Below are 23,768 nucleotides of genomic sequence, written 5' to 3'. Positions count from 1 at the left end.
GCGAGCAAGCTCGCTCCCACAATGGACTTGCGACATCCTCCAGATTTTACACAAGGACCTTCAATGGACCGCCTCGGCGCAATGGAAACCTTCGTCCTCGTGGTGGAAACCGGTTCGTTTTCCGCCGCCGCCCGGCGCTTGAGTATCGGCCAGCCGGCCGTGTCGAAAACCATCGCGCAACTCGAATCGCGGTTGGCGGTGCGGCTGTTGCTGCGTTCGACCCGGGGCCTGACGCCCACCGAGGCCGGGCTGGCCTTTTTCGAACGGGCCAGGCGCGCCATCGAAGAAGCCGACGAGGCCGATAACGCCGCACGGGGTTCCGCCAGAGGGCTCAGTGGCAACCTGCGCATCTGCGCGCCTGTCACCTTCGGCCGGCTGCACATCGTTCCGCACCTGGGGCCCTTCCTGGAGCAAAACCCGGCGCTGGACATCGACCTGATGCTCGATGATCGCAACGTCAACCTGGTGGAAGAAGGCATCGATATCGCCCTGCGCATGGGCGTGTTGAACGACTCGGGCCTGACCGCCCGCAAGATCGCCGAATGCCGGCGCATGGTACTGGGCACACCGGCCTACTTTGAAAAACACGGCGAGCCCACTTGCCCCGCCGGCCTGCGCAAGCATCAGGCCATCCTCTACACCCTCGGTGGCGGCGCCAGTTGGCAGTTCAACAAGGCCGGCGAGGAGCAGTCGGTGAACATCAGCGGCCGGATCCGCGTCAACGCCGCCGAAGGCCTGCGTGAAGCCGTGCTGGCCCATCAAGGGCTGACCATGGCCTCGCAATGGATGTTCGCGCCGGAACTGGCCGACGGTTCAGTCCGGGAAGTGATGAAGGACTGGACACTGCCGAACCTGGATCTGTGGGCGGTGTTCCCCACCGGGAGAATGGCCAGCGCCAAGGCTCGGGCGTTTATGGAGTATGTGCAGGGGTTGTTGATGAACGAGGTTTGAAAGCATCTGTTTCGTTTATTGCGATTTTCGATTAATTCGAATAGCCTGCTGGCATCGATTATTCAGAATATTGGAAACCGTCATGTCGACCGTCATTCATCCGCCAATCAATTTGCCTGAGAAGCACGAAATACAGGCCGCAATCGAGGGGCAACGCACCCTGGCTGCCTATCTCGCCACCCAGTTCGAAACTCAGCACATCCAGATATTCGATGAGCAGAACGAAGCGCACAACATCGAACTGCCCACCTCGGCACTCCGGCTGCTAGTCGATATTCTGGCGGAGCTCGCAGCCGGTAACGCAGTGAAAGTAGTCCCGGTCCATGCTGAACTGACTACGCAAGTAGCGGCGGACCTGCTCAATGTCTCACGCCCACACCTGATCAAACTGCTCGAATCCGGCGAACTGTCCTACCACAAAACCGGCAAGCACCGACGTGTGCGCTTTGCCGATTTGATGGACTATAAAAACCGGCGCGACACCGCCAGCGAGCAGGCAATGATGCTTCTCGCCGAGCAGGCACAGGCGTTAAGGACAGGATACGAGTGAGGCACACTTCATTTACCGCTGTATATGACGCTTGCGTGCTTTACCCCGCTCCCTTGAGAGACTTTCTGATGTGGCTCGCGCTCTCCGGGCGATTCAGGGCGCGATGGTCAATGGAAATACACAATGAATGGAAACGTAATCTACTGAAAAACCGCCCGGACCTGACGGTAGAGCAACTGGATCGCACATCCGGGTTAATGGATCGGGCCATACCTGACGCTTGCGTGTACGGATACGAGGAGCTGGTTGGAGGGCTGTCACTGCCAGATATGGACGACCGACATGTCCTGGCTGCTGCAATCCGTTGCAACGCCAGTGTCATCGTTACGTTCAATCACAAAGACTTTCCCGCCACAGTATTGGCGCCCTACGGAATTGAAGCTCAGCACCCTGACGAATTCGTCGATAACCTCTTTGACCTTGACCCTGCGGCAGTGGTCGCTGCCGCTCAGCGTCAACGCGAACAGCTGAAGACGCCGCCTATGGATGTTGCCCATTATCTCGACCTTCTGTTGCGCCAGGGTCTGGTTCAGTCGGTCAAGGCACTCAACGATTTTCGAGCGATGCTTTAGGTGCGCAAATGCACCCGCGCCTACAACACACACCCATCAAACCCCACCCTGACATTCGCCGGCAACTCACCCCGATGTTCCATCAGCCAGGCATCCAGGGTATGCCCGACATGGGTCAATACCGCCGACTTCGGCTGCAACTCGTCAATGCACTGCAAGGCCAGGTTCAGATCGTTGTGATTACGCGGGGCCTGGGGTTGAGGTGGCATGGAGCAATCCAGCACCAGCACATCCAGTGGTTCACGCCGCAGCCAGCTCAACGTGTCTGGCGGCAGGCCTACGGTGTCGGTCAGGTAGGCAATTCGCCGTCCTTCTCCTTCCAGCAGATAACCGAGGGTCGGTTTCGAGTGTTGCAGCGGCAACGCGGTGACGCTGAGCGCAGCGAACTGCCGGGTTTCGAAAGCGTCGAACGGTCGGCTGAAATCGAGAATGCCGGGGTGTTTGTAGAGGTCGGCCAGGCCTTCCGGGTCCACGGGACCGTGGACCGGAATCACCAGGCCCTGGCCCCAGCGCATATGCAACAGGCCCTGGGCATGATCGGCGTGGTAATGGGTCTGGAGAATGCCGTTGAAACTGCGCGGCGGGAAACGTTCGCACAGGTCAGGCAAACCACTGTCGATCAACCAGCGCTGATCACCGCACTCGATCAGCGCGCTGCACGGTCGACGCTGCAAGCGCGGATCGAGGCGGGCCACTTCGCAAGCCACACATTCGCAGCCGTAGACCGGGACTTGTCGGGCATCGCCGGTGCCCAGCAACGTCAGGCGCATGCAGCCTGGCCATCAATGCAGGCAAGCATGTGTTCCACCGTATGCTCCAGTGCCCCGGAGTTATCCAGCACATGCAGCGTTGGGTCGTTGTCGGCGAGCACACGCTGGTTGAAGCGGGCATTGCGCGCCAGCCGGGCATCAATCTCGGCCACGGACTCTCGTCCGCGCGCCAGCAAGCGCTCGCACAACACCGCCTGACTCACGGTCAGCAACAGCACCAGCACATTCGGATAGCGCTCGCGGGTTTTCTGCAAATGCCCCCGCGAGCCATTGACCAGCACGTCGTGCCCGGCGGCCAGCCAGTCGTCGATTTCCCGCGGGATGCCATAGGACAGGCCATTGGCGTGCCAGCTCAGGGCAAACGCGCCGTCTGCTTCCATTTCGGCAAACTGCTGCGGGCTGACACCGAGCGCCGCCTCGCCCACCGCTTCCGCCGAGCGTGTAATGACCCGCCGCACGATACGGCAGCCGCGTTCGGCCAACCGCGTTCGCGCCGCATCCAACAGGCTGTCCTTGCCCGAACCTGAAGGCCCGATGAGATAAATCAACCTGCCCGCCATCAAAACACCCTCTTCGCTTGTCGCCATACTTGCTGGACCACCGGCAGACCGTCCTGACTGCGCGCTTGCAGCAGATCGGCCCGCAGGCCCGGTGCAATCTCGCCACGATCGTTCAGCCCGGCGGCCCGGGCCGGATTCAGGCTGACCATGCGCACCGCTTCGGCCAGACCGATCCGCTCACTCTGCGCCGCCAGCGCGAACGCCGATTGCAGCAGGCTCGCCGGGTAGTAGTCGCTGGACAGAATATCCAGCAAACCTTCAGCGGCCAGATCGAAGGCGGCCACGTTACCCGAGTGCGACCCGCCGCGCACGATGTTCGGTGCGCCCATCAACACACTCATGCCGCGCTCCCGACAACCGCGCGCGGCCTCGACGGTGGTCGGGAACTCGGCGATGGTCATGCCGTAGCGCGCCGACTCCTCGACATGGGCCAGGGTCGCGTCATCATGGCTGGCCACCGACAGGCCAAGGGCCAGGCAGTGCTCGACGATCGCCGCGCGGTAGCGGTCGCTGTAGGTGCGCGAGTTGGCCATTTGCAGCGTGATGAATTCGTCCATCTGCGTGGTGGTCAGGTGGTATTTGCCCATGTAGTACTCACGGTACTTGGATTCCAGCACGAACTGGCGCTGACCCGGCGAGTGGTCCATCACCGACACCAATTGCACCAGCGGGTTCTCCACCAGATCGCGAAACACGCTGAGGGTGTCCGGGTGGCACAGTTCGCAGCGCAGGTGCAAACGGTGTTCGGCGCGGGTCAGCCCGGCGTCGGAGGCTTTGGAGATGGCGTCTAGCATCGCCGGCAGTTTCTGCATGCGATTGCCCTTGGGGTTCACATCGCCGATGGACACTGCATCGAACACCGTGGTGATGCCCGCCGCGATGATCTGCGCATCGTGACTGAGCACCGCCGGCACAGACGGCCAGTCCACGCCGGGACGCGGCGTCATGTGGCGCTCCAGGTTGTCGGTGTGCAGTTCCACCAGACCCGGCAGCAGGTAATCGCCATTGAGGTCCATTGCCTGGGGCAAACGGCTCGGGCCTTCGGTGACCTCGGCGATCAAACCGTCGCGCAGCACCACGGTGCCGTAGAACACACGGTCAGCGGTAACCAGTTGGGCATTGCTGAGGATCTGTTCAACGGGCATCGGCGTATTCCTCTTGGTTCACGGCGGCTGGGGTCATGTCGAGATGGCGGTCGGCAACCGCCTCGCGGGCGATGCGGTCGTGGAAGATGCCGATCAGCGCGGCACCGGCGGCTTTTGCTTCATTCATCAGTTCCAGCACCACCTGGCGATTGTTGTCGTCGAGGGAGGCCGTGGGCTCATCGAGCAACATCACCGGCCACGCCACCATGAAACCGCGGGCGATGTTGACCCGCTGCTGCTCGCCACCGGAGAAGGTGCCAGGCGCCAGTTGCCAGAGGCGTTGCGGGATGTTCAGGCGACTGAGCAATGATTCAGCTCGCGCTTGCACCTGCTCTTTCGACCAGCCACGGGCCAGCGCCGGCTCCATCACCACGTCCAGACATGCCACACGCGGGATCACCCGCAGGAACTGACTGACATAACCCAAGGTGCGCTGGCGCACTTGCAGAATGTCCCGGGGCTCGGCGCCCACCAGTTCCCGCCATTGGCCGTCGTGCTGCACACGGATGCTGCCGCCCGCCGGCAGGTAGTTGCCGTACAGGGTGCGCAACAAGGTGCTCTTGCCCGCGCCGGACTGGCCATGCAGGACCAGGCATTCGCCGGCCGCCACACTGAAATCCACTGCGCGCAGCACGTTGAGGACCACGCCGTTCTGCTGATGCAAAGTGAAGGCTTTCGAGAGGTCACGGACCTCGATCAAAGTATTCATCGCTGGGTTTTCCACTATTGAACGGGGCTTCACGGCTGCAACACCGACGACACCAGCAGTTGCGAATAAGGGTGCTGCGGATCGTCGAGGATCTGATCGGTCAGCCCGGTTTCCACCACCCGCGAACGGCGCATCACCATCAAACGGTCAGCCAGCAATCGAGCGACTGCCAGGTCGTGCGTGACAATCACCACGGCGAGGTCCAGCTCACGCACCAGTCCGCGCAGCAGGTCGAGCAAGCGCGCCTGCACCGATACATCGAGGCCACCGGTCGGCTCATCCATGAACACCAACCGTGGACTGGACACCAGGTTGCGGGCGATTTGCAGGCGCTGCTGCATGCCGCCGGAGAAGGTCCTGGGCAAGTCGTCGATGCGCTGCGGATCGATTTCCACCTGGCTCAGCCAATCGAGCCCGGCCCCACGCAGTTGCTGGTAATTGCGCACGCCCTGGGCCATCAGGCGTTCGCCGATGTTGGCCCCGGCGGACACGCCCATGCGCAAACCGTCGCGGGGGTTCTGTTCGACGAAGCCCCATTCGGTGCGCAGCAAGGTGCGGCGCTCGGCTTCACTGGCGCTGTACAGGTCCAGCCATTGGCCCTGTTTATCGCGGTAACCGATGTTTCCGCGTTGCGGTGGTAGACGACCGCTGAGCAAGGACAGCAAGGTCGACTTGCCCGAACCGGACTCTCCGACAATGCCCAGTACTTCACCGGGGTACAGATCAAAACTGACGTCCTGACAGCCTTTCTCCGGCCCATACAACAGCGACAGATCGCGCACCCGCAGCAAGGGTTCGGTGGACACGGACAATTGGTTTTTCAGCGCCTGGTTCATTGGCCCTGCTCCTGCTGGCTGACGCGCTGGGCGCAGTAATAGGTGTCGGAACAGACGAAGCTCTGGGTGCCGGCATCGTCGAGAATCAGCTCGTCGAGGAACGACTCACGGCTGCCACAAATCGCGCAGCACTCTTCCCACTTCTGCGCTTCGAAGGGGTGATCCTCAAAGTCGAGGCTGGTGACTTTGGTGTACGGCGGCACCGCGTACAGACGCTTCTCACGGCCGGCGCCGAACAGCATCAGCGCCGGGCTCATGTCGAGTTTCAGGTTGTCGAATTTAGGGATCGGCGACGGGTCCATCACGTAGCGCTCGTCGACCATTACCGGGTAGGCATAGGCCGTGGCGATGTGGCCGAAGGTGGCGATGTCTTCGTAGAGTTTGACGTGCATGACCCCGTAATCGTTGAGGGCGTGCATGGTCCGGGTCTCGGTTTCCGACGGCTCGATAAAGCGCAGTGGCTCGGGAATCGGTACCTGATAGACCATGATCTGATCAGCATGCAGAGGCGTTTCCGGGATGCGGTGACGGGTCTGGATCACCGTTGCGTCTGGCGTGCTTTCGGTGGTTGCGACGCCTGCGGTGCGGGCGAAGAAGCGGCGAATCGACACGGCGTTGGTGGTGTCGTCCGCGCCCTGGTCGATGACCTTGAGCACGTCATCGTCGCCGAGGATCGCGGCGGTCAATTGCATGCCGCCGGTGCCCCAACCGTAGGGCAACGGCATCTCGCGGCCACCGAACGGCACCTGGTACCCGGGGATCGCCACGGCCTTGAGCAAGGCGCGGCGGATCATGCGTTTGGTCTGTTCATCGAGGTAGGCGAAGTTGTACGCCGCATCGCGCACCGGTGCCTGGCTCAAGTCATTCATGGTTATGCCCCTCGGCAGGCTTGCGCAGTTTGCGGATCAGTTCCAGTTCGGCCTGGAAGTCGACGTAGTGAGGTAACTTGAGGTGCGAGACGAAGCCTGCGGCCTCGACGTTGTCGCAGTGCATCAGCACGAACTCTTCCTGCTGGGCTGGCGAGACGATCTCTTCGTTGTATTCGTCGGCGCGCAGCGCACGGTCGACCAGCGCCATGCCCATGGCCTTGCGCTCGGCGTGTCCGAAGGCCAGGCCGTAGCCGCGAGTGAACTGCGCCAGCTCCGTGGCCGAGCCGACGAACTGGTTGACCATTTCGCACTCGGTGACTTCGATGCTGCCCAGGTTGATCGGGAAGCCCAGCTCTTCAGGATCGATCCACACCTCGACTTCACCGATGCGAATTTCCCCGGCGAACGGGTGATTGCGGCCGTAACCGCGCTGGGTCGAATAACCCAGCGCCAGCAGAAAACCTTCGTCGCCACGGGCCAGAACTTGCAGGCGCTGAGCGCGATTGGCTGGCAACTCCAGCGGGTCGCGGGTGATGTCGGCCACGCTTTCGCCGTTGTCCGATTCGGTCTTGATCAGGCCTTCCTGCGCCAGCAAACCGAGGACTCGCGGACAAGGTTCGAGGCTCGCATTAGGGGTGATTTGCGGCCCCGGGTATTCGCCTTCGGCCAGCAGCGCAAAGTCCAGCAGACGATGGGTGTAATCGAAGGTCGGGCCCAGCAGTTGCCCGCCTGGTACATCCTTGAACGTGGCGGACAAGCGCCGACTCAGTTGCATGTTCTGGGTATCGATAGGCAGGCTCGGGCTGAAGCGCGGCAATGTGGTGCGGTAGGCGCGCAGCAGGAAGATCGCTTCCACCAGATCCCCCGCCGCTTGCTTGATGGCCAGCGCAGCGAGTTCTTCGTCGTACAGCGAGCCTTCACTCATCACCCGCGCCACCGCCAGCGGCAATTGCTGACGGATCTGCTCGACGCCGAGCTCCGCGACCGAGGTATCGCCCCGGCGCTTTTTCGCCAGCAGGCGGTGGGCATTGTCGATGGCCTGTTCGCCACCCTTGACGGCTACGTACATCAGGCGCGCTCCTCTGCGATGCGGGTGCTGCGGGGCAGGCCGATCAGGTCATGGCCGGCGGTGAAAAACAGGTCAAGCCCACGGGGGAATTCGTTGCGCAGTTCGCGTTCGCGCCAGAAGCCATCGGTCACCGGCAGCGCGATGCAGTGTTCGCTTTCGATGCCCGGCCCGCGCCACAGCAGCCCTGCCCCGCCGTCGAGGCTTGCCAGTTGAATGAGCAACGTGCAGGACTGGTCGGGATAACGATCGTTGCCCGTGTCGAAACCGCTCAGGTCGAGCAGATCTTCAGCAGCAAGCAAGGCGAACCGCGCGTCTTCACGCTTGGCGGTCAACGGGCAACCACAGTGGAACGCCAGGTTGGCGCGGATCAGCGGCGTGTCGAAGGACGGCGCCAGCCACAGCGGCGTGTCGACATCGAGCAGCGCCAGGCACAGTGCATAGGTCGCGGGCGCCAAGCCTTCGAGGCTCGGCGAGGCGTGCAGCGTCTGGATCAGACCGGGGCCGGCCAAGGCCTTGAGTGCAGCGCGAAATCCGCGCTGGGTATCCAGCACCGGGTCGGCGAACGCCGGTTGCAACAACTGTGCGCTCATCAGTTTTCTCCTCGCACGAGGGTGAAGAATTCGACTTTGGTGGCGGCGGTTTCCGCCTCTTTTTGTGCCCGGCGCTCAGCCTGAGCGGTCGCCAGCGACGTGATCATTTCCGCAAGCCAATAGCGCTGTTGCGCGCCCTGCAAATGCGCGTCGGCAAGGGCGGCCAGTTCGGCGTGGACCTTGTCGCGCCCCGCCAAATAGCTGTAGCCAGTACGACCGTCAGCCAAGCGCACCACGCAACGGGTCACGCTCATTTCGCCGACGTTGAACGGCGCGCCGTTACCGCCCATGCGGCCACGGACCAGGGTCATGCCGATTTCCGGGGCGCGGATCAGTTGGTACTCGACATCGCGCAAAGCGGCTTCGAAGGACTGCAATTCACTGCGGCTGGCGCGGGCCAGCACACCGATCCAGTGCTGCCGTTCGGTATGAGGAACAGGGTTGTGCATTACGTTCTCCATCAGGTGACGACCTGGTACTGGAAGCGATCCGAACGGCTGGTGGACTGGGCCAGCTCCACGGCACGGCCGTCGCGATCGCGGGAAAGGGTGAACACGCTCAGGGCCGGCAGATGCCGGGGCATCAGCAGCAACGCGGCTTCTTCGCGGTTGGGCAAACGAGCGCCGATCAGGCTCTGGGTGCGGGTCAGCGGCAGGTCCCGTTCGCGCAGGTATTGGCGCAGGGAACCGCCGTTGTAGTCGGCCAGCAGCGGCGCGTGGCTGGCACAGTAGCGATGGCGGATCAGGCTTACCGGCTGGTTGTCGAGCTTGCGCAGCGTCTGCAACTCGATCATCGGCGCCATCTCGGCAATGCCCAGATGCTGCGCCTCTTCACGGCTGGCGAAGCAGTAGCGGCGCTTGAGCAACACCGCCTCGACGCCATGCCCCTGGGCCGACAGCGACTGGCTGTAGGCACTGTCGGCGGTCATCGAATAAATCAGCGGCCGCTCCAGCACCTGGGTGCCCTTCCCCTGGCGGCGCAACAGGCTGCCTTCGAACACCAATTCATCGATGGCGCGGCGCAAGGTATGGCGGTTGACCCCGAAGCGTTCGGCCAACATCACCTCGCCCGGCAGGAAATCCCCGGCGCGGTAATCCGCCAGCTCCCGCCGCAGGATGTCGGCCAATTCGCGGTACACCGGCTCATCTTGTCTAGACAACTGCATGCTTTAAAAAAAGCGCCCGCAGGCACCCCTCCGAAAAATCAGATGAACTGCTTACGCAGGCGTTGCGAGAGGATGTCGATCAGGCTGACGACTACGATGATCACCAGCAGCACCGCGCAGGTCTGCACAAACTGGAAGGCGCGGATGTTCTCCCACAGGATCACCCCGATCCCACCGGCGCCGACCATTCCCACCACCGTCGCCGAACGCACGTTGGCCTCGAAGCGGTACAGCGCGTAGGACACCCACAGCGGCATCACTTGCGGGATGACCCCGTAGATCACCTCTTGCAAGGCACTGGCGCCGGTAGCGCGAACGCCTTCGACCGGTCCCGGATCAATCGCTTCCACGGCTTCGGCGAATAGCTTGGCGAGCACACCGGTGGTGCTGATCCACAGCGCCAGTACCCCGGCAAACGGACCCAGGCCGACGGCCACCACGAACAACATGGCAAACACCATTTCGTTGATCGAACGGAACGCATCCATCACCCGGCGCAGGGGCTGGTGAATCCACCACGGCGTGATGTTTTCCGAGCAGAGAATGCCCAGCGGCACCGAGCAGACAATCGCCAGCACCGTGCCCCACAGGGCGATTTGAACGGTGACGATCATTTCCTTGAGGTACATGCGCCATTCATGGAAGTCCGGCGGAAAGAAATCCGCGGCGAAGGTCGCCATGTTTCCCGAATCGCGGTACAGCGCCATCGGATTCATTTCGGCGCCGTGCCAGGCCCAGGCCAGCAGGACCAGGAACAGGCCCCAACCGAGGTACTGCGGCCAGGTGCGCTTGCCAACAGCTTCAGCGTGCAGAGTGGTCATGTGGTTTCTCTAAAAAAGTTATGCCTGGTGCAAAAACCTGTGGGAGCGAGCTTGCTCGCGATAGCGGTGAATCAGCCGGCATCAATGTTGAATGTGCCGCCCTCATCGCGAGCAAGCTCGCTCCCACAGTTACTGCGCCATGAATCAACCGGCGTTGGCCGCGCTCTTCTCGGCGTTGGTCTTTTCCAGCAAGGTCAGGCGCTCTTGCAACTTGGCCAGCTCGGCATCGATGTCGGCCAGTTTTTTGGCCTTGTCAGCGGCTTCCAGCTTGTCGTCGGCACTGACGGTGGTGCGTTGCTTGAACTGCTCCAGCTGGCGAATCGGCAACAACTGGTCGTCGCTGGATTTCAGGAACTTGCCCAGTTGCATACCCTTGAGCACCGCTTTCTCTTCGTCGGTGTCGCCATAGCTGAAGATGAAATCGCGGATCCTGGTTTTCTCGCTGTCGCTCAGAGCCTTGCTCCACACCAGCGGGTCGGCCGGAATCAGCGGCGACTTCCAGATCACCTTGAGCTGTGCCGCCTTGTCCGGCTGGGTGACTTCCAGGCGATCCCAGCTTTCGGTGTTGAAGGTCGCCACATCCACTTGACCCTTGGCCACGCTCAGCGCGTTGACTTCATGGCTGGAATTGAGGGTGCGCTTGAACGCAGTGGCGGCATCGACGTGGTTCTTGGCGAACACGTAGTAGCCCGGCACCAGGTAGCCCGAGGTGGAGTTCGGGTCACCGTTGCCGAAGGTCAGGTTCTTGGCGTTTTTCAGCATGTCGTCAACCGAGTTGATCGGGCTGTCCTTGCGTACGATCAGCACACTCCAGTAACCGGCGGCGCCACTGGCGGCAGCGGTCTGGGCGAAGATCTCGCCGTTGGAGCGGTCCACCGCTTCGATGGCCGCCTTGTTGCCCAGCCAGGCCACATCGACCTTGTTGAAGCGCATGCCCTGGATCAGGCCGGCATAGTCAGAGGCAAACGTGGCGTTGATCTTCAGGCCGGTCTGCTTCTGCATGTCATCCAGGAACGGCTGCCAGATGCTCTTGAGGTTTTGCGAAGACTCGGTGGACATGATGCCGAAGTTGATGGCTTTTTCTTCCGCCTGGGCGGTGCCCAATACACAGCTGGCGAGCAATGCAGCGCCAGCAAAAACGCGACCGATACGGTTCAACATGGAAAGGTTTCCTGAGGGTGAACAGTGGGGGAATCCGGGGTTGATCACACGCGCGCCAACACCAGTCGCGGCGCCGCTTCGCTGTGACGGGAAGACTCGGAACACATGAGGCTGGTGTCGATGTCGGCACCGTACAAATCGTTGAGGAATTGGCCGCTCAATTGAGAACCCGGACCGTCGAAATGAATCCGGCCGGCCTTGAGTGCCACGGCTCGCGGGCAATAACGGGTGGCGTAGTCGACTTGATGCAGGGTCACCACAACCGTCTTGCCGTCGCGGCGATTGATGTCGGCGAGGATCTCCATGACCTTGCGTGCCGACTCCGGGTCGAGGGAGGCAATCGGCTCATCCGCCAGAATCACCTCGGCCCGCTGGGTCAATGCACGGGCAATCGCCACGCGCTGTTGCTGACCACCGGACAGGGTCGAGGCCCGTTGCGCCGCCAGGTCAGCCAGGCCGACACGGTCCAGGGACTCCATGGCGAACTGCTTTTCTTCGGCATTGAACAGGCTCAAGTTGCCACGCCAGCGCGGCATGCGCCCGAGGCAGCCGAGCAGCACGTTATCGAGCACGCTCAAACGGTTGACCAGGTTGAACTGCTGGAAGATGTAGCCGATGTCGGCGCGCAGGCGGCGCACCTTGCCATTCAAACGGCCGGATGCCTGCACCTCGCGGCCCAGCACCTTGATGCTGCCGCCGTTGTTGCGGTCGCAACAGGCCAGGCCCGCGAGATGACGCAGCAAAGTGGATTTGCCGGATCCGGACGCGCCGATCAGCGCGACCATCTCACCGGCCGCGATGGTCAGTTCGAGGTCGACCAGTGCGCTTTTGCGCGCAAAGGTCTTGTTCAGGTGATCGACATGGATAGCTGCGTTCATGGGCTTCTCTGTCTGGTTGAACAGCCATCCGTGGCTGCATTTGAGTTCAACCGACTTTAGGCACGGGGCATGTCAGCCCTATGACTTGCACATGTCGCTGGATGGACCATTTGATGAAGGTTTTGTGAAAGGTTGAGCTGGAGGTTGGCGCATTTGGTCGCGGTTGCATCCGTTGTTGTGGTCACCGAAGAACCCTGTGGGAGAAACCTGTGGGAGCGAGCTTGCTCGCGATGGCTGCTTGGTAGGCGACATGGATTTTTGAGGGTGTACATATCCATTGCTGCGGTCACGGCCACTTAGGGTTCCGCCCTTACGGCGGGTCACTTTGGAAAAGCCCCAAAGTAACCAAAGGGCTCTTGCCCCTGACATTCGGTGCCTCGCTGTGGCTCGGCATGCCCTCGCTCCGGTCCTGCTCCGTGGGCCCGCCGCCATCGGCCATCCATGGCCGGGGGCGGCTAACCCGAGGCGGCCTACCGGCCGGCCTGTTTGTTGGGTTCGTTCGTCTGTGAGGTACCTGGTCGGCTGGCAGACCGTCATCGCGAGCAAGCTCGCTCCCACAGAAGAGCAAAGACAGATCGGCGTACACCCACGCTTCTAACCACTCATCAGGTCGAGCGTTAGCTCGCCTGCAGCTTTTGATCTTGATCCACCCGCCCCTTCGGGAGGCTGAGTGGAGGTGTTCATCCGGGGATTGGCGCGCAGTGCCGTTCGACGCAGTCGAACTCATTGCATGTAGGTCGAAGCGAAGCCGACCGGAGGGCAATGCCCCCGGATGAATGCCGGAGCGAAGGAACGCCGAGCCTAGGCGAGGGGCCGTACGTTCGGGGCGAGCGTTTTTTTGGTTACTTTTTTTAGGCGCTTGTAAAAAAAGTGACTCGCCGTAAGGGCGAAACCATAAGTCGCCGTTACCGAAGGAATGGATATGTACTCAGTCAAAAAAAATCAGGTCGGCTGTCAGGCCGCCATCGCGAGCAAGCTCGCTCCCACAGGGATCTGTGGTTGAAAGCACAACTTCAACGCCCACAAAAAAGACGACCCGAAGGTCGCCTCTGTGCGTTACTGCCCGAATTTCCGCCCCAGGCCACCCGGCACACCCTGGATATCAGTATCTTCCCACGGCCCGTTCGGACTGATCGACCGGCTCCAGCCGTTATCCCAGCGGTAATAGGTACGCTGGCGATAAAAGGTATTGGGCTGGTCATCAAGCACATACACCCCAAGCTTCGGATCCCAATGGCTATTCCCCCCGGGTGGTGGCGCAAAGCTCGCAGAAGTGCGTGGCAACGGCTTGGAAGGTTTGGCCGGAATGGTCGGCTTGCTCGGTACAGGCGACGTCGATGGCGTGGGGCTGGGCTGCGACGGCGGGAACGGTGCTGGTGCCTGATGTTCCGTTGGCTGCTGGACCGCACAAGCGCTTAACCCCAAAACAGCGCTGAGCAGGGCAATACGAGCAATGGCGGTCATGGTGGCGTTTCCTGTTATTTATCCGGGCTGTCGATGGTCAGTGTTTGCGGCGCGGTGGTGCTGCTGGCCAGGGGCTGGCTGCGACCGATCCATTCGCCGGCGGTCGGTTTGCCGGCACGGGAAATGCGCGCAACCAGTTGGACTTCAGGGAAGTTCGACAGTTTCAATTGCGGCATCATCGCGTCGGCATCGCCCAGTTCGACGGTCACCGGCAGGTCGGCCACGGTCAAGCGCTTGACCGCCAGCGGGGCCGGAGGGCCGGAGATCGCACGGGCGAAGATGAACACGCTGTCGCCAGGCTGGACCTTGGATTTGAGGTCCGCGGCCAGATCGACGCTGACCTTGAGCAACGCTGCGGTCTTGGCTGCCGGAGCTTGCGCAACCTTGCCGCCACTGGCCACCAGTTTCTCCGTGGCCCGGGTAATCCCGCCTTGCAGCGCTTCGCGGGACTTGTCTTCCGGCGGCAACTGCGCCAACAGGCGATTCCAGTAATCGATAGCGTCCTGATAACGCTCGCTTTCAAACGCCGCAATGCCCAGCAGGCCAAGGCTGGTGACTTCTTTCGGATCGGCCTTGAGCGCTTCGTCGGTCAGGGCCTGGACCTTGTCCGACCACTTCTTGCCATCGGCGAAGTACTGGGCCTGGGCCCATTGACCGAGCAGCTCAGGCTGGCGACCAGCCAGGCTCACGGTGCGTTCGAACATCTTCGCCGCGTCCGCCGGACGATCCTGAGCCATGTAGGTGCGACCGAGGAAATACATGCCTTCAGCGGAATCCGGCTGAGCGGCTACCGCACGCTCCAGGCGCTGGGTCATCTCTTCCATCGACTGGGGTGCCTGGGAGAATTCGCGGGTCAGTTCGACCTTGTCGCTGGCACCAAAATGCAGGTACAACCCCAGACCCAGCACCGGTACCAGAATGGCCGCCAGCAACGGCAAGGGTTTGCCCAGGCGCGACACCCGCGGCGCTTCAGCACCTTCGGTGTCCGCCAGCAACTCACGGGCGGCTTCGGCGCGACCGACGTCCATTTGCGCCGCATCGAGCACGCCCTCTTCCTGCTGAGTCTGCAACTCAGCCACGCGCTCCTGATAAAGCGCGACGTTCAGGGCGGTACGATCCTCTTCGCGCTGGGCGCGACGGCTGCGCAGCACCGGGATCAACAGAAAACTCAGGGCAACCAGAAGCAGCAGACCTGCAGCGAGCCAGAAATCAATCATTCTTGGTTTTATCCAACAGGTTGTCGAGGCGCGAGCGCTCCTCGGGAGAAAGCTCAGCCTGGGTGCCGGCGCGTTGCACGCGACGACGGCGGACGATCACCGCGATGATCACGACACCACCCAGCAGCAGGCCGGCGGGGCCGAACCAGAGCACGGCGGTCTTGGCGTTCAGTGCAGGCTTGTAGCGGACGAAGTCACCGTAGCGATCGACCATGAAGTCGATGATCTGCTGGTTGTCCTTGCCCTCGCCGAGCATGCGGAAAATCTCTTTGCGCAAGTCGGCGGCAATCGGTGCGTTGGAATCGGCGATGTCCTGATTCTGGCACTTGGGGCAACGCAGCTCCTTGGTCAGCTCGCGGAAACGCTCGCGATCTTCTTCCTTGGCGAACTCGTAGGTGTCGATGGCCGCGTGGGCCACACCCGCCAGGCTCAAGCCCAGGACAACGGCAGCGATCCAGCGCTTCATGGCTTGGCCTCGTCGACCAGCGCCTGGTACTTGCCCGCCAGTTTTTCGCGCCAGACCTGCTCGTCGATCACGCCGACGAACTTGTCACGGATGATGCCCTTGGCGTCGATGAAGAAGGTTTCCGGCGCGCCGTACACGCCGAGGTTCAGGCCCAGCGAGCCTTCGTCGTCACGAATGTCCAGCACATACGGGTTGTGGAAGTCCGTCAGCCACTTCAAGGCATCGGCGTTGGTGTCCTTGTAGTTGATGCCGTAGATCACCACGCCCTGCTGGGCCAGTTTGTTCAACACCGGGTGCTCGACCCGGCAGGAAATGCACCAGGTGCCCCAGACGTTGACCAGCGCCGGTTTGCCCAGGATGTCAGCGCGGGTCAGGGTCTTGTCGCCCTGCACCGACGGCAGGGAAAACTCCGGGAACGGCTTGTTGATCATGGCCGAAGGCAGCTCGGCCGGGCGAAGGTACAACCCACGGTAAAGGAATACAGCGACCACCAGAAAAATCGCCAATGGCAACAACATCAACCAACGCTTCATGCAGTGGCTCCCGACATGCCCAGTGCTTCGCGCACGCGGCTTTTGACCTTGACCCGATATCGCCGATCCAGCGCCGCCAGCAACCCGCCGAAGCCGGTCAGCAAACCGCCGAACCAGATCCAGCGCACGAACGGTTTGACGTGCACACGCACAGCCCAGGCGCCGTTACCCAGCGGTTCACCGAGGGCGACATAGAGGTCGCGGGTGAACCCGGCGTCGATGCCCGCTTCAGTCATCACCGAATTCTGCACGGTATAGAGGCGTTTTTCCGGGTGCAGCACGCTGACTTCCTTGCCGTTGCGGATCACCCGGACGGTGCCCTTGTCGGAGGTGAAGTTCGGGCCTTCGAAGTGCTTGGCGCCTTCGAAGACGAACTGATAGCCGCCCAAGTCCATGGATTCGCCCGGCGCCAGGCGCAGGTCGCGCTCGGCACTGTTCTGGCTCGACAGCACGACACCCAGCGCACACACGGCAATGCCCAGGTGCGCGACCTGCATGCCCCAGTAGCTGCGAGTCAGTGTCGGCAAACCTTTGATCAGGCCCTTGTGACGGGTCTTGTCGAAGATGTCACGCACGCCGGCCAGCAACACCCAGGCGGCGAGCATGAAGGTTGCGAGCACGGCCCAGTTGAAATCGCCGTAGGCGACGCCAGCCACTACCGCCAGCGCAGCGCTGCCGAGCAAGACCGGGGTGAGCATGCTCACCAGCCATTTCACCGGGGTGTCTTTCCAGCGCACGATCACGCCGACCGCCATCACCACCATCAGCAACGCCATCAACGGAATGAACAGCGCGTTGAAGTACGGCGGGCCGACGGACAGCTTGGCGCCGGTCATGGCGTCCAGAATCAGCGGGTACAAGGTGCCGAGCAGGATCATCGACGCAGCGACCACCAGTACCAGGTTGTTGCCCAGCAACAGCGTTTCCCGGGACCAGAGGTTGAAGCCCACCTGGCTCTTGACCACCGGTGCGCGCAGGGCGAACAGCGTCAGCGAACCACCGACCACGAACAGCAGGAAAATCAGGATGAACACCCCGCGCTCCGGATCGGAGGCAAAGGCATGCACCGAGGTCAGCACGCCGGAACGCACGAGGAAGGTGCCCAGCAGACTCAAGGAGAATGCGGCGATGGCCAGCAACACGGTCCAGCTCTTGAACACGCCACGTTTTTCCGTGACCGCCAACGAGTGGATCAGTGCAGTGCCCACCAGCCATGGCATGAACGAGGCGTTTTCCACCGGGTCCCAGAACCACCAGCCACCCCAGCCGAGTTCGTAGTACGCCCACCACGAACCGAGGGTGATGCCGATACCGAGGAACGCCCAGGCCACGATGGTCCACGGACGCGACCAGCGCGCCCACGCCGCATCCAGGCGACCGCCCATCAGCGCGGCGATGGCGAAGGCGAAGGCCACCGAGAAACCGACGTAGCCCATGTACAGCATCGGCGGGTGAACGATCAGGCCGATGTCTTGCAGCAGCGGGTTGAGGTCGGCACCGTCGGTGGGCATTTGCGGCAGGATGCGCTTGAACGGGTTGGAGGTCATGATCAGGAACAGCAGGAAACCGGTGCTGATCATGCCCATCACCGCCAGCACGCGGGCCAGCATGACCTGCGGCAACTGCCGGGAAAACACCGACACCGCGAAGGTCCAGCCGCCGAGAATCAAGGCCCACAACAGCAGGGAACCTTCGTGGGCACCCCATACGGCGCTGAACTTGTAGTACCACGGCAAGGCGCTGTTGGAGTTGTTGGCCACATAAGCCACGGAGAAGTCATCGACCATGAAGGCGTAGGTCAGGCAACCGAAGGCGAACAGCAAGAACGCGAACTGCCCCCACGCGGCCGGCTGGGCCAGGCTCATCCAGAAGCGGTCACCGCGCCAGGCACCGACCAATGGCACCACCGCCTGAACCAGCGCGAAACACAGCGCCAGGATCATGGCCAGGTGGCCCAATTCGGGAATGAAGATTCCAGCTGTCATCAGTTAGCCCTCTTTCGCGGGAGTAGGTGCCGACTGGCCGCTGTCTTTCAGGGCCTTGGTCACTTCCGGCGGCATGTACTTTTCATCGTGCTTGGCCAGCACTTCATCGGCCACCACCACGCCGTCAGCGTTGAGCTTGCCCAGGGCGACGATGCCCTGCCCTTCGCGGAACAGGTCCGGCAGGATGCCGCGATAAGTGATGGTCACGGACTTGTTGAAGTCGGTGACGACAAACTTCACGTCCAGCGAGTCGCCGGAGCGCTGCAAGGAACCGGCCTCGACCATGCCGCCGGCACGGATGCGCGTGTCCTGCGGGGCTTCGCCGTTGGCGATCTGGGTCGGTGTGTAAAACAGGTTGATGTTCTGCTGCAGGGCGCTCAGGGCCAGGCCGACGGCAGCGCCGACGCCGACCAGGATCGCGAGAATGATGATAAGACGCTTTTTGCGCAGCGGATTCACTTGCCGTTCTCCCGGCGCAGACGACGCGCCTCTTGTTGCAGATACCGCTTGCGGGCCAGGATCGGCGCCGCCACGTTGAGGGTCAGTACCGCCAGGCAGATGCCATAGGCTGACCAGACATACAGGCCATGATGACCCATGGCGATGAAGTCGCCGAATGAAGCAAAACTCATCGAGCGATCTCCAGGCTGTTTTCCACTTCGGCTTTGACCCAACTGGCCCGGGCTTCGCGCTTGAGCACTTCAAGACGCATGCGCAGCAACAGCACCGCGCCGAAGAAACAGTAGAAACCCAGCGCCGTCAGCAGCAATGGCAGCCACATCTCGGCGGGCATCGCCGGTTTTTCGGTGAGGGTGAAGGTCGCGCCCTGGTGCAGGGTGTTCCACCACTCCACCGAGTATTTGATGATCGGAATGTTGATCACGCCGACAATCGCCAGCACCGCACAGGCCTTGGCCGCGCTGTCACGATTGCTGATCGCGTTGCCTAGCGCAATGAGACCGAAGTACAGGAAAAGCAGGATAAGCATGGACGTAAGGCGTGCATCCCAGACCCACCACGAGCCCCAGGTCGGCTTGCCCCAGATCGCCCCGGTGACCAGCGCCACGGCGGTCATCCAGGCACCGATGGGCGCCGCGCATTGCAGGGCGACGTCGGCCAGTTTCATCTTCCACACGAGGCCGACGATGCCGCACACGGCCAGCATCACGTAGATGGACTGCGCCAGCATGGCGGCCGGGACGTGGATATAGATGATGCGGAAGCTGTTGCCCTGCTGGTAGTCCGGCGGCGCGAAGGCCAGGCCCCAGACCACGCCAACGCTGATCAGCAGCAACGCCGCGACGCTCAGCCAGGGCAGCATTTTGCCGCTGATGCCGTAAAACCATTTGGGCGAGCCAAGCTTGTGAAACCACGTCCAGTTCATACTGTTTCCATCACGGTTGCTCTTTACTGTGAAGAGCCAGGGTCTTTGCTGGTTGTTTTTTAACCAGACCTCATTATTCGCCGACGCTGATCTTCAGGCCAGCAGCTATTGCAAAAGGTGTCAGGGTTATCGCCAGGGCGGTCAGGCTGCCAAGCCACAGGAGATAACCGGTCGCCGGCATACCCTGCAAGGCAGCCTGCAAGGCGCCACTGCCAAGGATCAACACCGGGATGTACAGCGGCAGAATCAGCAGTGCGAGCAACAGGCCGCCGCGCTTCAAGCCCACCGTCAGCGCCGCGCCCACCGCACCGAGCAGGCTCAGTACTGGTGTACCGAGCAGCAACGAAAGCAGCAACACTGGCAGACAGGCGGCAGGCAAACCGAGCATCAGCGCCAGCAAGGGCGCGAGCAAAACCAGTGCCAGGCCGGAAAAAGCCCAGTGTGCCAGCACCTTGGCCAAAACCAGAAGAGCCAGGGGGTGCGGCGAAAGGACCCACTGCTCGAGGGATCCATCCTCGAAATCACTGCGGAAAAGCCCGTCCAGCGAGAGCAGGACCGATAAAAGTGCCGCGACCCAGACCAGCCCCGGAGACAAGGTTTGCAACAATTGAGACTCGGGGCCGACCGCCAGCGGGAACAGGGAAACGACGATAGCGAAGAACACCAGCGGATTGGCCAGTTCCGCCGGACGGCGGAACAGCAGACGAGCCTCGCGGGCGACCAGCAGGCCGAAAACACTCATACGGCCCAGCTCCCCAGATCGATGTCGCGATAACCGGCCGGCATCCGGCTCAGCGTGTGGTGGGTGGTCAACACCACCATACCGCCGCGTTCGCAGTGGCCGGCCAGATGAGATTCAAGCTGTGCCACGCCCTGCTTGTCGAGGGCGGTAAAGGGTTCATCGAGGATCCAGAGTGGCGGACTGTCCAGATACAGGCGCGCCAGGGCGACGCGACGCTGCTGACCGGCAGACAGGGTGTGGCAAGGCACATCCTCGAACCCGCGCAGCCCGACCGCGGCCAGCGCCTGCCAGATCGCCTCATGGGTCGCCGGATGATGCAAGGCGCACAGCCAGCTCAGGTTCTCTTCCGGGGTCAGCAAATCCTTGATCCCGGCAGCGTGGCCGATCCACAGCAGGTTGCGCGCCAGTTCGCCGCGTTGCTCGTTCAGCGGCTGGCCGTTGAGCAGCACCTGACCGGCGGTCGGCTGCATCAGCCCCGAGAGCAGGCGCAACAAGCTGGTCTTGCCGCTGCCGTTGGGGCCGCTGATTTGCATCATTTCGCCACTGGCCAGTCTCAAATCGAGATTTTCGAAGAGCAGCCGAAGGTCTCGCTCACAGGCAAGGGCAACGGTTTGCAGGACAGGACTGGTCAAGGGTTCACGGGCCTTATACGGTTCAAGTCGGCACTGGCGCGGCCGTTAAAGAGATGCAGCATAGATGCAATGACGTCTTGTTCTAGAGAGCTGCGTCAAACAATTGCAAAGTTTTCGCCATTTTGGATACAACGGCGCGGCATTATACATGCCATGCCTTACTCTAAAGAGTGCATTTTCCTCAGGTTGTGACCGCGTATGACAGGCGAAATGAACATCCTCCCGCTACCGCAAACCCTCCCGGCGACTTCGCGCCCGCAGGTGGTCAGCGGTGAGTTGCTCAAGTTGCTGACGCCGGTGGAGGGGCTGATCAGCGTCGGTCAAACCGCCCAGGCCGAAGTGTTGTCGCTCAAGCAGGCGGACCAGACTTTCCAGATGCTGCTCAAGGTCACCCTCGACAGCGGCCGCCAGACCACGGTCCAGACCACCAGTAATCAACCGCTGGCCCAGGGCACCACGCTGGTCGTCAGCCAGCCCTCGGCCGGCAACCTGGCCGTGACGGTGCAACAGGCCATTGCCTCCAACGTCGCCACCCTCACCCGCCTCGACACCGCGCAACTACCCATCGGCACCCTGCTGCAGGGCAAAGTGCTGACCTCGCAAGTGCTGCCGCAAGCGCCCGGCCAGCCCATGGTGTTTCGCTCGATGGTGGGCCTGCTCAACACCGCACTGAGCGGCAGCACCCTGAGCATCGACAGCCCGCAGCCCTTGCGCATCGGCACCTTGCTGAGCGCGCAGGTGCAGGACGCCCAGACCGTGAAATTCGTGCCCCTGAGCAGCCGACAGGAACAACTGGCGGTGACCCGGCAACTGGTTGACCAGCAAAGCCGCCAGGGATCGCTGGGCGGCTTGCTCAAGCTCCTGCAGAACCTTGCGCCCTCGGACCAGACATCCGTTGAATTGCGCAGCGCCGCTGCCCGGTTGCTCGCCGGCTTGCCGGATGTTCAACAGTTGAGCACCCCCAAGGGCTTGGCCCAGGCCCTTGCCAGCAGTGGTGTGTTTCTCGAAAGCAAACTGCTGACCGGGCAAAACCCGACGCTCGCGCCGGACATGAAAGGCGACCTGCTCAAACTGGTTGCGCAATTGAGTCCGGGCTTGCCGGCCAACACCAGCCTCGGCGCGATCATCGCCGCCAATACCCTGGCCCAGGCCATGCCGAACTTTGTCCGCAATGCCCTGGGCATGCTCGGCCAGGTCAGTGCCAAGCCGTCGCCGACCGGTTTCCCGCTGCCCGAACGCCAGTTGCAAGGCGCCGAAGGTGAAAACGACCTCGAACACCTGCTTCGCCTGGCCGCCGCCGCTGTTTCGCGTCTGCAAAGCCATCAGCTGTCGAGCCTGGAACAAACCGGCGTCACCGCCGACGGACGGCTGATGAGCACCTGGCAGCTGGAAATCCCGATGCGCAACATGCAAGACATCGTGCCGCTGCAGGTCAAGTTCCAGCGTGAAGATTCACCCGAAAAAGAACCGCCAAAGGAACGTCGCGAAGAACGCGAACCCAAACAACAGCTGTGGCGCGTCGAACTGGCCTTCGCCATGGAGCCCTTGGGGCCGCTGCAAATCCAGGCGCAACTGATCAAGGGCAGCCTTTCCGGCCAGCTCTGGGCCGAACGGCCGTACACCGCCAGCCTGATCGAAAGCAATCTGGCCGGCCTGCGTGATCGCCTGCTGTCCGCCGGCCTGAACGTCGGCGACCTCGATTGCCACCTCGGCACACCACCCCAAGGCCCGCAAACCCGCCTCGAACAACGCTGGGTCGACGAAACCGCATGAAAAACCCCAACGCCCCACGCCAGGCCATCGCCCTCAAATACGACGGCAGCCACGCCCCCACCCTCACCGCCAAGGGCGACGAAGCGCTGGCGGAAGAAATCCTGCGCATTGCCCGCGACTGCGAAGTGCCGATCTATGAAAATGCCGAGCTGGTGAGATTGCTGGCGCGGATGGAACTGGGGGACAGCATTCCGCAGGAGCTGTATCTGACGATTGCCGAGATCATTGCGTTTGCGTGGAGTTTGAAGGGGAAGTTTCCGGCGGGGATGGGTCCGGATGCGCTGATGGTGGAGAAGGACATCACCGAGCGCGGGGATGATTATTGAGCTTACGAACCCGTTATGTAGGAGCCGGTTTGCCGGCGAATGCGAACTTGAATACTGCACCGATCATTTAGCCGCCTTCTCTGGCAAGCCAGCTCCTACGAAACGCAATAGCTTGAAACTGCGACCAACAATCAAACCATTGATGAGCCCTGCCCCCAGCGCCGCCCCTGCAACCGCCGACATTTCATTGGCCAGTTCCGGGTACATGGCCGCCTGGTAACCTTCGTAATAACGCCAGGCAAAAAAGCCCCAATACACAATCAGTACCTTGATCGTACCGGGTAGAACCAGATGTTGCCCCACGCACTGCACATTGTTGTACGAGAAAAAACGCAGTGCCAGCAACCACCCCGCCAGCAATCCCAATGCATAGACTGAAAGCTGGATTGCAATTTCCTGGGAGGGATTGAGCGATGCGAGGGACAAAGCCACGAATATCACGGGTGATATCTGCAATGACCTTTTCGATACGTGGCTCCTGAAACAGGCGATGACGCCGTAGTAACTCAGAATAAAAAACACCGCATAAACCCACAGCGGTGTACCGCGCAAAATGTCGAGCATAAGCCTTCCTGGCACTGTGTATGTTTGAGCAGATCA

General features: G+C 61.9%; 29 protein-coding genes. 5 read left to right on the top strand and 24 right to left on the bottom strand.

Annotated features, from left to right (window positions below; all coding sequences use genetic code 11):
* The first annotated feature begins 63 nt into the window (after positions 1-63).
* The 3 genes from AC3IP0_RS08335 (at position 64) to AC3IP0_RS08325 (ending at position 2,073) form a co-directional block, all read left to right on the top strand.
* Complete coding sequence (locus AC3IP0_RS08335; protein ID WP_489318894.1) at positions 64-951, top strand: LysR family transcriptional regulator; 888 nt, start codon at positions 64-66, stop codon at positions 949-951.
* An 82-nt stretch (positions 952-1,033) separates the two neighbouring features.
* Positions 1,034-1,501 (top strand): helix-turn-helix domain-containing protein, encoded by a 468-nt coding sequence (locus AC3IP0_RS08330; RefSeq protein WP_489318893.1) that lies wholly within the window; start codon positions 1,034-1,036, stop codon positions 1,499-1,501.
* Positions 1,498-2,073: a PIN domain-containing protein gene (locus AC3IP0_RS08325; RefSeq protein ID WP_489318892.1), complete on the top strand. Its 576-nt coding sequence runs from the start codon at positions 1,498-1,500 to the stop codon at positions 2,071-2,073. The genes AC3IP0_RS08330 and AC3IP0_RS08325 overlap by 4 nt, the downstream gene beginning before the upstream one ends.
* Before the next feature lie 20 nt (positions 2,074-2,093).
* Here AC3IP0_RS08325 and phnP read toward each other — a convergent pair whose 3' ends face one another.
* From phnP to ccmA, 23 genes are all read right to left on the bottom strand, one after another.
* On the bottom strand, positions 2,094-2,843 hold the full coding sequence (phnP, locus tag AC3IP0_RS08320; protein WP_489318891.1) for a phosphonate metabolism protein PhnP: 750 nt from the start codon (positions 2,841-2,843) through the stop codon (positions 2,094-2,096).
* A complete protein-coding gene (gene phnN / locus AC3IP0_RS08315; RefSeq protein ID WP_489318890.1) occupies positions 2,834-3,403 on the bottom strand; it encodes a phosphonate metabolism protein/1,5-bisphosphokinase (PRPP-forming) PhnN in 570 nt (189 codons plus the stop codon). Before phnN ends, phnP begins: the two co-directional genes overlap by 10 nt.
* The gene (locus AC3IP0_RS08310) at positions 3,403-4,548 is read right to left on the bottom strand and encodes an alpha-D-ribose 1-methylphosphonate 5-triphosphate diphosphatase (RefSeq protein WP_489318889.1); all 1,146 of its coding nucleotides are present in this window, start codon (positions 4,546-4,548) and stop codon (positions 3,403-3,405) included. The genes phnN and AC3IP0_RS08310 overlap by 1 nt, the downstream gene beginning before the upstream one ends.
* Entirely contained in the window at positions 4,538-5,257 is a 720-nt protein-coding gene (phnL, locus tag AC3IP0_RS08305; RefSeq protein ID WP_489318888.1) for a phosphonate C-P lyase system protein PhnL, read from the bottom strand. The genes AC3IP0_RS08310 and phnL overlap by 11 nt, the downstream gene beginning before the upstream one ends.
* 29 nt (positions 5,258-5,286) lie before the next feature.
* Positions 5,287-6,093, bottom strand: a complete 807-nt coding sequence (gene phnK / locus AC3IP0_RS08300; RefSeq protein WP_217871388.1) for a phosphonate C-P lyase system protein PhnK — start codon at positions 6,091-6,093, stop codon at positions 5,287-5,289.
* Positions 6,090-6,962 carry an alpha-D-ribose 1-methylphosphonate 5-phosphate C-P-lyase PhnJ gene (locus AC3IP0_RS08295; RefSeq protein ID WP_489318887.1) on the bottom strand — a complete coding sequence of 291 codons (873 nt, stop codon included), beginning with the start codon at positions 6,960-6,962 and terminating at the stop codon, positions 6,090-6,092. The genes phnK and AC3IP0_RS08295 overlap by 4 nt, the downstream gene beginning before the upstream one ends.
* Positions 6,955-8,031, bottom strand: a complete 1,077-nt coding sequence (locus AC3IP0_RS08290; RefSeq protein WP_489318886.1) for a carbon-phosphorus lyase complex subunit — start codon at positions 8,029-8,031, stop codon at positions 6,955-6,957. Before AC3IP0_RS08290 ends, AC3IP0_RS08295 begins: the two co-directional genes overlap by 8 nt.
* A complete protein-coding gene (gene phnH, locus AC3IP0_RS08285; protein ID WP_489318885.1) occupies positions 8,031-8,621 on the bottom strand; it encodes a phosphonate C-P lyase system protein PhnH in 591 nt (196 codons plus the stop codon). The genes AC3IP0_RS08290 and phnH overlap by 1 nt, the downstream gene beginning before the upstream one ends.
* Positions 8,621-9,070 carry a phosphonate C-P lyase system protein PhnG gene (phnG, locus tag AC3IP0_RS08280; protein WP_489318884.1) on the bottom strand — a complete coding sequence of 150 codons (450 nt, stop codon included), beginning with the start codon at positions 9,068-9,070 and terminating at the stop codon, positions 8,621-8,623. Before phnG ends, phnH begins: the two co-directional genes overlap by 1 nt.
* Before the next feature lie 11 nt (positions 9,071-9,081).
* Entirely contained in the window at positions 9,082-9,786 is a 705-nt protein-coding gene (gene phnF, locus AC3IP0_RS08275; protein ID WP_489318883.1) for a phosphonate metabolism transcriptional regulator PhnF, read from the bottom strand.
* 38 nt (positions 9,787-9,824) lie between these two features.
* Entirely contained in the window at positions 9,825-10,607 is a 783-nt protein-coding gene (gene phnE / locus AC3IP0_RS08270) for a phosphonate ABC transporter, permease protein PhnE (RefSeq protein WP_223533561.1), read from the bottom strand.
* A 144-nt stretch (positions 10,608-10,751) separates the two neighbouring features.
* Positions 10,752-11,768, bottom strand: coding sequence for a phosphonate ABC transporter substrate-binding protein (gene phnD / locus AC3IP0_RS08265; RefSeq protein WP_489318882.1), 1,017 nt, complete (start codon positions 11,766-11,768; stop codon positions 10,752-10,754).
* A gap of 44 nt (positions 11,769-11,812) precedes the next feature.
* On the bottom strand, positions 11,813-12,646 hold the full coding sequence (gene phnC, locus AC3IP0_RS08260) for a phosphonate ABC transporter ATP-binding protein (RefSeq protein WP_489318881.1): 834 nt from the start codon (positions 12,644-12,646) through the stop codon (positions 11,813-11,815).
* Positions 12,647-13,702: 1,056 nt separating this feature from the next.
* Positions 13,703-14,110, bottom strand: coding sequence for a hypothetical protein (locus AC3IP0_RS08255; RefSeq protein ID WP_489318880.1), 408 nt, complete (start codon positions 14,108-14,110; stop codon positions 13,703-13,705).
* A gap of 14 nt (positions 14,111-14,124) precedes the next feature.
* Positions 14,125-15,327 carry a c-type cytochrome biogenesis protein CcmI gene (gene ccmI, locus AC3IP0_RS08250; RefSeq protein WP_489327160.1) on the bottom strand — a complete coding sequence of 401 codons (1,203 nt, stop codon included), beginning with the start codon at positions 15,325-15,327 and terminating at the stop codon, positions 14,125-14,127.
* Complete coding sequence (locus AC3IP0_RS08245; RefSeq protein ID WP_489327158.1) at positions 15,320-15,793, bottom strand: cytochrome c-type biogenesis protein; 474 nt, start codon at positions 15,791-15,793, stop codon at positions 15,320-15,322. The genes ccmI and AC3IP0_RS08245 overlap by 8 nt, the downstream gene beginning before the upstream one ends.
* Entirely contained in the window at positions 15,790-16,326 is a 537-nt protein-coding gene (locus AC3IP0_RS08240) for a DsbE family thiol:disulfide interchange protein (protein ID WP_489327157.1), read from the bottom strand. The genes AC3IP0_RS08245 and AC3IP0_RS08240 overlap by 4 nt, the downstream gene beginning before the upstream one ends.
* Positions 16,323-18,311 (bottom strand): heme lyase CcmF/NrfE family subunit, encoded by a 1,989-nt coding sequence (locus AC3IP0_RS08235; protein ID WP_489327156.1) that lies wholly within the window; start codon positions 18,309-18,311, stop codon positions 16,323-16,325. Before AC3IP0_RS08235 ends, AC3IP0_RS08240 begins: the two co-directional genes overlap by 4 nt.
* A 3-nt stretch (positions 18,312-18,314) precedes the next feature.
* A complete protein-coding gene (gene ccmE, locus AC3IP0_RS08230) occupies positions 18,315-18,770 on the bottom strand; it encodes a cytochrome c maturation protein CcmE (protein WP_008052305.1) in 456 nt (151 codons plus the stop codon).
* The gene (gene ccmD / locus AC3IP0_RS08225; protein ID WP_060541438.1) at positions 18,767-18,943 is read right to left on the bottom strand and encodes a heme exporter protein CcmD; all 177 of its coding nucleotides are present in this window, start codon (positions 18,941-18,943) and stop codon (positions 18,767-18,769) included. Before ccmD ends, ccmE begins: the two co-directional genes overlap by 4 nt.
* Entirely contained in the window at positions 18,940-19,695 is a 756-nt protein-coding gene (locus AC3IP0_RS08220; RefSeq protein WP_102702637.1) for a heme ABC transporter permease, read from the bottom strand. The genes ccmD and AC3IP0_RS08220 overlap by 4 nt, the downstream gene beginning before the upstream one ends.
* Positions 19,696-19,768: 73 nt before the next feature.
* Positions 19,769-20,437 (bottom strand): heme exporter protein CcmB, encoded by a 669-nt coding sequence (ccmB, locus tag AC3IP0_RS08215; protein ID WP_007980754.1) that lies wholly within the window; start codon positions 20,435-20,437, stop codon positions 19,769-19,771.
* The gene (ccmA, locus tag AC3IP0_RS08210) at positions 20,434-21,069 is read right to left on the bottom strand and encodes a cytochrome c biogenesis heme-transporting ATPase CcmA (protein ID WP_046037681.1); all 636 of its coding nucleotides are present in this window, start codon (positions 21,067-21,069) and stop codon (positions 20,434-20,436) included. Before ccmA ends, ccmB begins: the two co-directional genes overlap by 4 nt.
* A 198-nt stretch (positions 21,070-21,267) precedes the next feature.
* Here ccmA and fliK point away from each other — a divergent pair, with 198 nt between their 5' ends.
* Both fliK and AC3IP0_RS08200 read left to right on the top strand, forming a co-directional pair.
* Positions 21,268-22,842: a flagellar hook-length control protein FliK gene (gene fliK, locus AC3IP0_RS08205; RefSeq protein WP_489327154.1), complete on the top strand. Its 1,575-nt coding sequence runs from the start codon at positions 21,268-21,270 to the stop codon at positions 22,840-22,842.
* Positions 22,839-23,168, top strand: a complete 330-nt coding sequence (locus tag AC3IP0_RS08200; RefSeq protein WP_489327153.1) for an EscU/YscU/HrcU family type III secretion system export apparatus switch protein — start codon at positions 22,839-22,841, stop codon at positions 23,166-23,168. The genes fliK and AC3IP0_RS08200 overlap by 4 nt, the downstream gene beginning before the upstream one ends.
* A 63-nt stretch (positions 23,169-23,231) precedes the next feature.
* Here AC3IP0_RS08200 and AC3IP0_RS08195 read toward each other — a convergent pair whose 3' ends face one another.
* On the bottom strand, positions 23,232-23,732 hold the full coding sequence (locus tag AC3IP0_RS08195) for a hypothetical protein (protein WP_489327152.1): 501 nt from the start codon (positions 23,730-23,732) through the stop codon (positions 23,232-23,234).
* Between the last annotated feature and the right edge of the window lie 36 nt (positions 23,733-23,768).

Source organism: Pseudomonas sp. GL_103, assembly GCF_057835175.1.
Note: the sequence above shows the minus strand (reverse complement) of the source record. Positions and strands in the feature narration are given on the sequence as shown.